Source organism: Thalassoroseus pseudoceratinae, from assembly GCF_011634775.1.
GTDB classification, from domain to species: domain Bacteria; phylum Planctomycetota; class Planctomycetia; order Planctomycetales; family Planctomycetaceae; genus Thalassoroseus; species Thalassoroseus pseudoceratinae.
The window spans coordinates 1,097,923-1,105,066 of the sequence record NZ_JAALXT010000003.1; the positions used below are offsets into that span (position 1 = coordinate 1,097,923).

The window sequence follows — 7,144 nt, forward strand, 5'->3', positions numbered from 1 at the left end:
GTTTTGTAATCGATACGAGGTGAGATTAAGAACCATGCAACATCAACGACGAGTTTCATTCATGATGCTAGCTTTGCTAGTGCTAGTTCAGACCTCAATATTCGGACAGGATACCGACGCGTCCGGTGTGGTTTGGCATGATGTTCAAGACTGGGGAATTGAAGGCCGGATCTTGCCGAAACATGAGCGTCAGCGTTGGTTCGACCGGTTGCCCGCTTCCGCTGATGGTAAGGTCACCAAGAACGTGTGGAACCTTAGTCGCGATAGTGCCGGTATGATGGTGCGGTTCAAGACCGATGCGCAAGAAATCCATGTACACTACCGACTCAAAGACAGTGGCATCGCGATGCCACACATGCCTGCCACCGGCGTCAGCGGCGTTGATCTCTATGCCAAAGACAAAGACGGCGTCTGGAAATGGGTACAAGTCACCCGGCCAACGCGCCAAGATGTCAAGACGAAGATTATTTCGGGGCTGACTCTAGGTGAACGGGAATACGCGGCATACTTGCCACTCTACAACGGTGTCGAGTACCTCAAAATCGGCGTACCGAAGAATGCGTCTTTCGAAGGGCTCAAGCCACGAGATTCAAAACCTATCATCTTTTATGGTACAAGTATTACCCATGGTGCTTGTGCTAGTCGACCGGGGATGGTGCACACGGCTATTCTAGGTCGATGGCTTGATCGACCCGTTGTGAACTTAGGGTTCTCTGGCAATGGAAAAATGCATGCCGAAGTCGCCGACTATCTCACCGAAACCGATGCAGCGGTTTACGTTATTGACTGTCTACCAAACATGTCGGCGGGAGATGTGGAGAAGCGATGCGTGCCACTCGTGAAGCAGATTCGGTCCGCTCGGCCTGACACGCCGATCATCTTGGTCGAGGATCGACGCAACACAAACGATTGGATTCTCCCAAGTCGTCGTGCACACCACGACAAGAATCATGCTGCACTCAAGGCAGCCTACAAGGAATTAAAACAACTCGGCATCAAGAATCTCTATTACATCCCCGGCGACACGCTATACGGGGATGATACCGAAGGCGCAACTGACGGTTCTCATGCAAGTGACCTGGGTTTCATGCGGCAGGCTGAAGCGTTTCTGCCGGTACTAAAGGACGCCATTTCCCAAGTCGAAGACTAGGCCGAAATGGCGTTTTCTGTGTCTGTTGTGGACTTTAGAAATCTGTTCCTTGTGGTCTTCTATCAGACAGCACCCTTTGCGATCAAAACGATATCGATTAAATCCTTTGTTTATACGGATGAGATGCTAGCACCTAGTTAGTGTCTCATTCGTATCCCTGTGTTGTCACCGGACTCCACTCGACATTCTGCAAGGTCGCCTCGTGGTTGTTTCCAGAGGCATCGAGTGCTGTGTCGCCTTCCCCTTCTTCAAATTGATACAAGGCTAGTGTGAGATCATCACTCGTTAATTGTGCCGGGGGTTCAAAGGCAGCGGTATAACGAGTGCCTTGAGAGATGCGAACGGCTTCGATGCGTCCCTCAAAAAAGCGGTCGTTCTCGCCTGGGGGCAACAGGTCTGGCGGAACTCCACCAATGAAAAGTCCTCCACGCGTGTCGGGCATTCTGTAACCCATAGAGCCCGTTTCAACACGTTGCCCATTGACATACAAATCGAGTCGTTGTCCATCCCACGCACCAGCAATGTGATATCGCACACCGATCTGTGCAGGTTCGAAGGCAACGATTAATTCCGATCGATTTCCGACCTGTTTAGCCACGCCCCAATTCCCATCGGACGTCAGGAACAATGCGATCCAATCGGGACCAAGACACGATATCAAATTCGATAATCGCACCTGATCGATCTGGCAAATGACTTCGAGTGTCACTGGTTCCTTGGGATCTAAGGCAAACGAAGATGCTGATACGTAGCTGGACTCACCATTGAATCGAAGCGCGTGTGACGTATTTTCCGGCACGGAGTTCGGCTGAAACATCATCCATAGTAAGACAGTAATTCCGATGGCCATCCCGCCAATGGTAAGTCCCTTCATCCAAAGCCTATTGGACTGTCGTGCGGACTGATGTCGATTCACCTCACCTTCGCGTTCCCGGAGGCTAACCGATTCGGATGAATCAAATGGTTTTAGAGCGGCGAGTAGTTCCGTCACGGTTTGGAATCGGTCGTCAGGACGTTTAGCGACCATACGTTGAAAGACGTTGTCCAACGCTTGCGAGTTGTTGCCTAGTACCACCTCGCGGAGTGACGGAATGGGCCGATCACCGTGCGCCAGAATTGTATCAAAGACCGATTCCCCCTGGTAGATTGGTCGCCCAGTAAGCATGAAAAAGAATGTGCATCCCAGGCTGTAGATGTCGGAGCGGACGTCAGCGTTCTTCGAGTTGCGGGCTTGCTCGGGTGAGATATATTCCGCGGTGCCCATCATCATCCCGGTCGCAGTGAGTTCGGTGCCGTCGTCATCAGTTGGTTGTTGCTCGAACCTAGCTAAGCCCATGTCAAGAATCTTCACGGTTCCCGTCTTATCGCGAAGCAAGTTTGCCGGCTTGATATCACGGTGGACAATGCCCTGACTATGCGCATATTCCAGCCCATCCGCGACTTGAATCAGAACATCGATTGCATCGTTGGTCGAAAGCGGCCCGTGCTGCCGAATCTGAGTCCGCAGATCGTCGGCGTCAATGAACTCGGTGATGAGACAATAGGCTCCATCTTCCTCCCTCGCATCGAATGCGGCCACAATGTTCGGATGAGACAATCGAGCTGCCGCTTTGACTTCCCGTTGAAAACGCTGTTTCAGTCGTGGATCCCGACTAAACTCGGACCGCAGCACCTTAAGAGCCACGGTGCGATCCATGTGTCGGTGAACCGCACGATAGACAGCTCCCATACCGCCACTTCCGAGTAGACTAACAATCTCATAGTCACCAATCGACTTCGGAAGGACATGTGTCTCTTCCGAGTTCATGCGTGTCTTGTCGACTGATTTAGCTGGGGTTGGTTCATTGCTCTCGGCGACTTGCGTTTCTACTTGAAGGCAATCCCGGAGTCGACGCGAATCGAGGTTCGGAAACCGACGTACATACTCGTCCAATGGACACGCTTGGTTGCCTTTTTGTCGATACGCAACTTCAACGGGCAATAACTCCCAGATTGCAACAACCCGATGCTGTTCGTCCAGTTCAGAAAGCCATTCCTCAATGGCAGGCGTGTCGCCGAGGCTGGCTCGACATGCGGATTCGTAATCGTTGCAAAGCCGATTGATTTGCAGCAACACATCCTCGGGGAGGTCGTCGAAGTGGTGGACCGTCATCGGCTTTCTTCTTCCCAAAGCCTGCGGATCAGTGTGACTTTGCGTTCAATCGTCCGTTTGACGCAACCCAAATCGTTTGCAATTTCGGCAGCGGAATCGCCTTGCATTCGGCGAATGGCGATCAGTTTGAGATCGGGATCATCTGCGGAATCGAGTTTGTTCATCAGCCGTTCAAACAGTTCGGCGATTTCCCCGGCCAAATCCGGAGTGGGTTCGCGACTGAGAATTTGGCTAATCGATTCACGCTCGTGCGAATCTGCTTGCGGCGATGTTGGTTGGCGGCGTTTCTGTCGGTTCTCATGCCGAATCAAATCGACCGACTTGTTCGCCGTAATCGCAACCAGCAACGGCCACAAACTATCTCGATCCGTCAATTGCGGAAACCGGCCGGCTTGAACCCCCATGCAAAAACTTTTGAACGCACTTAACGCGACATCTTCTTCGTCGGCCGCAGTTCGACGTGCGGTCTCGAGGCGACGGCGAGCCAGACGAACCATGCGTCCGAAGTATTGCTCCCAGAGTTGCTGCGCAGCTGCCTCGTCCCCTTGCCGCAGTTGAGCGATCCACATGGTCACGGTTTCTTCTGCATTCACAGCCGGTCTCGCTTCAGCGGTCGCTCGGAATTTGTGGGGATTCTCCCACGAGTTTTGGCGTGTGGCGTCGCGACGATTTGCCAGGGAAACCAAGAGCCCGCATGAGAATCGCAATTTATCCCAATTTCCGTGTCGCGGCAACTCACCGTTGGCGAGTCCCCTTGTGTGGGCCATTGAAAAAGTTTCTGAACTATCGACTTCTACCAAGCCAGGACACCATCATGCTGTCACACCGATCTGTTGCCAACATTTTTTCCTCGAAACACCCACAATCCCGCCGCCGTAGCCAGCAATCTCACGTCCCAACTGTCGGCGAAGTGTTGGAACAACGTCAAATGCTTTCGGGAAACCCGGTTTCCGATATTTCCGGGCTTTCTGACGAATTCGATGACCCCGCCTCCATCGCCGATTGGCAACGTGTGAATGAAACGGAAGGCTGGAATGCCGACCAACTTCAGGCGTGGGATGTCGACCAGACCCAACCGGGGCGTATGGTCATGCAACCTCACACCGTGGTGTGGTACGAGAACTGGCGTGGTCCAATGGTCTTCAAGGAAGTCACTGGCGACTTCATCTTCACCACGCAAGTCAATATCGGTGACCGGGACGATCTCGGTGACAGCGATGCAGACAACGTCCCCGACGATGCTGCTTACTCCCTCGGTGGCATTATGATTCGAACGCCGCGGGACATCACGGACCCGGCAGCCGATTGGCAACCGGGAAGTCAGCTCGATGATGGAACAAACAGCGGCGAAAACTACGTTTTTCTCTCGATGGGACATGCGACCGACGGGCAGTTTTCCTTTGAAGTGAAAACAACACGGAATAGCAACTCGCAGTTGGAACTGACACCACTCGGGCACGAAGCCAACGCAGCGACCTTGCGAATCGCTCGAATCGGCGACTCCGTGATCACGATGTATCAACTACCAGGACAAGATTGGGTGGTACACCGTCGCTATTCACGCCCCGATATGCCAGAGACAATGCAACTCGGTCTGGTTACATACTCTGACTGGAACAAAGCCAACGACTTCGACCCATTCACCCATAACTCCAGCGTTCTACAACCAGGGATCACCGACCCGACACCGGCAGAAGCCTTTAACCCCGATCTTGTTGTCGGTTTTGACTTCGCCCGTTTCGCCCGCCCCGAGGTTCCCAGCGAACTCAACGGAGTTGACTTGGTCAATACGGCGACAGCCGAACAGATCCTCAGTTTCCTCGGCGATCCGACTGAACCAGTCGATGACATCGAATCTCTTTCCGATGAATTTGATAATCCCGCTTCTATAACAGATTGGCTTCGAATCAACGAAACGGAAGGTTGGAATACTGACCAACTCCAAGCGTGGGACGTCGATCAAACCCAGCCTGGTCATATGGTGATGCAGCCACATACGGTGGTCTGGTACGAAGACTACCGCGGGCCGATGGTCTATAAAGAAGTCAGCGGAGACTTTGTATTCACATCGCAGATCAATATCAGCGACCGCGATGACGTGGGCGACAGCGATGCCGATGACATCCCCGATGATGCAGCCTTTTCTTTAGGAGGCATCATGATTCGCACTCCGCGAGACATCACCGATCCGGCAGTCGACTGGCAACTGGGAAGCCAACTCGACGACGGCACCAACGTCGGCGAAAACTATGTCTTTCTTTCGATGGGCCATGCAACCAACGGCGAATTCTCTTTCGAAGTGAAGTCCACACGCAACAGCAACTCTCAATTGCAACTTACCCCACTCGGGCAAGACGCTAACACAGCCACGCTGCGAATCGCCCGAATCGGAAATTCCGTGATCACGATGTACCAACTGCCTGGTCAAGATTGGCAGGTCCTCGAGCGATACTCTCGTCCTGACATGCCCGAGACGGTGCAACTCGGACTAGTCACCTATTCCGACTGGGACAAAGCTAGCGACTTTGATCCCTTCATCCACAACTCGAGCGTCTTGCAACCCGGCATCGTCGACCCAACACCGGCGGAACCGTTCAATCCCGACTTAGTCGTTGGTTTCGACTACGCACGTTTCGTGAGACCTGTCGTGCCGAATGAACTAGCGGGCGTCGACTTATCGGCCGATGCAACCGATGAGGACCTACTGAGTTTCCTTAGTGAGATCGGAAACGTGGACGACGGCAACAGCCCGCCGCAGATCATGCCAATTCCAAATCCGACACTGACAGTCGGCGGAGCACCGCTCAACATCGAACTCACCGCAACTGATGCGGATGGAGATTCACTAAGTTTCGCAGTCGAGTTGGAGACACCGCTCACTGTGCAAATCATGAGCGAACACCACCTGTATGAGGATGTTAGTCTCGACAACTTCGCGCTGAACTGGGGTGGGCAAGACGAAAAATGGGTGCAAGGTGATGAGGGCTGGTACTTCCTCCTACCCGACGGTACTCTCAATGTTTGGGGCGGGAGTTTCGAGTCCAGCACGGTACTAGCGACACTTTCCGAGTTAGACTACGAAGACCCACACCGGTTGCTCAATGCGACTGAGTTTGATCTGGCCGCGGAAATCGTCGATGAGCAACTCGTCATAACCCCTGGCACTCACACAGGGATTTTTCAAGTCACCGTAACAGTTTCGGACGGCAGTGCGGATGCTAGTACGGCCTTCCAAGTTGAAGTCATCAATAGTCTTCCAGAACTTGAGGTACTTGACCAAACAATGTTTTCCGGCGAAGTGCTGGAGATTTCTCTCCCGACGACGGACGCTGATAGGCATGACATCAGTTACACGGTTGAACTGCTCGGCGACGAATTGACAATCCTCGATAAAGAACACGGCTTCTGGCACAATGGCAATTTCTATACCGACTATCTTGGTCAGAATGAGAAGTGGATTCGGGACGCTAACAACATTTGGCATTATATCACGCCGAGTGGCGATCTCTATCAATGGGGCGGAAGCTTTGAAACAAGTCAACTCATCGCTGAGTTAGGAACTGATGTTTACGACGACCCCAATCACCTGACCGACCCGCAACCCATCCCCGTACTCGCAACGGTCAACGATGGGGTATTGAACGTCAGTGCTGGCGATAGCTACTCAGGCGAAGTCATTGTTCAAATTGCAGCTTTCGACGGTTATACGACCGTAACCACAACATTCCGAATCACGATTCAATCCAGCGATGACCTCGACATGCTTTTCGAGAATCTCCTTGAGAACAGCGAGTTCTAAAGCGGGCCGGAAGTCTTGCCGGGATTCGTCACGATCAGGACTA

The 7,144-nt window shown here is 52.8% G+C and carries 4 protein-coding genes; 2 read left to right on the forward strand and 2 right to left on the reverse strand.

Going from position 1 to position 7,144, the window contains the following annotated elements; translation table 11 throughout:
- The first annotated feature begins 64 nt into the window (after positions 1-64).
- A complete protein-coding gene (locus G6R38_RS14280) occupies positions 65-1,150 on the forward strand; it encodes an SGNH/GDSL hydrolase family protein (RefSeq protein WP_390881399.1) in 1,086 nt (361 codons plus the stop codon).
- A 145-nt stretch (positions 1,151-1,295) separates the two neighbouring features.
- Here G6R38_RS14280 and G6R38_RS14285 read toward each other — a convergent pair whose 3' ends face one another.
- Both G6R38_RS14285 and G6R38_RS14290 read right to left on the reverse strand, forming a co-directional pair.
- Positions 1,296-3,302, reverse strand: coding sequence for a protein kinase domain-containing protein (locus tag G6R38_RS14285; RefSeq protein WP_166826574.1), 2,007 nt, complete (start codon positions 3,300-3,302; stop codon positions 1,296-1,298).
- Positions 3,299-4,069: an ECF-type sigma factor gene (locus tag G6R38_RS14290; RefSeq protein WP_166826577.1), complete on the reverse strand. Its 771-nt coding sequence runs from the start codon at positions 4,067-4,069 to the stop codon at positions 3,299-3,301. The genes G6R38_RS14285 and G6R38_RS14290 overlap by 4 nt, the downstream gene beginning before the upstream one ends.
- 161 nt (positions 4,070-4,230) lie before the next feature.
- Here G6R38_RS14290 and G6R38_RS14295 point away from each other — a divergent pair, with 161 nt between their 5' ends.
- Complete coding sequence (locus G6R38_RS14295; protein WP_166826580.1) at positions 4,231-7,101, forward strand: hypothetical protein; 2,871 nt, start codon at positions 4,231-4,233, stop codon at positions 7,099-7,101.
- Positions 7,102-7,144 lie beyond the last annotated feature (43 nt).

Bases quoted from the DNA above. Each gene is read 5' to 3' on its own strand.
- G6R38_RS14295 (WP_166826580.1), top strand. From the start codon at position 4,231: ATGCTTTCGGGAAACCCGGTTTCCGATATTTCCGGGCTTTCTGACGAA.
- G6R38_RS14290 (WP_166826577.1), bottom strand. From the start codon at position 4,069: ATGGCCCACACAAGGGGACTCGCCAACGGTGAGTTGCCGCGACACGGA.
- G6R38_RS14285 (WP_166826574.1), bottom strand. From the start codon at position 3,302: ATGACGGTCCACCACTTCGACGACCTCCCCGAGGATGTGTTGCTGCAA.
- G6R38_RS14280 (WP_390881399.1), top strand. From the start codon at position 65: ATGCTAGCTTTGCTAGTGCTAGTTCAGACCTCAATATTCGGACAGGAT.